This is a genomic window from Plantactinospora sp. ZYX-F-223 (assembly GCF_039649625.1).
GTDB lineage: Bacteria > Actinomycetota > Actinomycetes > Mycobacteriales > Micromonosporaceae > Plantactinospora.
Genome location: NZ_JBDJAV010000186.1, coordinates 1 through 765 on the forward strand (window position 1 = coordinate 1; position 765 = coordinate 765).

Here is a 765-nt window from a genome sequence, read left to right on the forward strand (position 1 = left end):
CTAGCGTCCGGCCGCCGGCGCTCTCGGGCTTCCTCGGGAAGCAGGGGGTGTCGGCCGCGTGAGGAGTCCGGCGGCTTTGACACAGCCGGAGGGAACATGGGCTTCCCCCTGATGGTGTCCGGCTTGATGTCAACCATGCTTCATGTTTGAGGATGGCCGGTATGAGCGTGATCGACATCGGAACCGTCCCGCCCATGGCAGCTCTGCCGGAGCCCGCCACGCCCACGATCATGCAGGCCGCCCGTGATATCGAGGAACTCGGGTTCGAGTCGCTGTGGGTCCCCGACCTGATGCTCGGGGACGGCACACCCGCGCTGGAGGCTGCGCTCACGCTGGCCGCTGCCGCAGCGGTCACGGAGCGGGTGAAAATCGGGTTCAGCGTCCTGGTAGTGCCGATCCGCCCAGTCCCGTGGCTGGCGGCCCAGATCGCGACGCTTCAACACCTGTCAGGCGACCGGCTCTTGCTCGGCGTGGGCTCGGGAGGCTTCCCCGGCACGCCGTTCTGGCAGGCCCTCGGCGTCGAGTCCCAGGGGCGAGGCCGGGCCACGGACGTCGCGCTCGCACTGCTCCCCAGGCTACTGGCCGGCGAGCCGGTCCATGTGGTCGAGGGGCGGCCGCCGCTTGTCCAGGCCCCGGCCGCCGCCATGCCGCCCGTTCTCGTCGGTGGTTCCGAGACCGCGTTTCGCCGGGTTCTGGACCACGGCGACGGCTGGTTCCCTTCCCTCATCGGCCCCGCCGACGTGGCGCCTGCCGTCGCACGCCTGC

Annotated in this window: 1 protein-coding gene; it reads left to right on the plus strand. The window is 70.7% G+C overall.

The features are described from left to right. Positions 1 to 161 precede the first annotated feature (161 nt). Positions 162 to 765, plus strand: a 604-nt coding sequence (locus AAH979_RS43095) for an LLM class flavin-dependent oxidoreductase (protein WP_346263889.1), incomplete at its 3' end; no start/stop codon positions are given.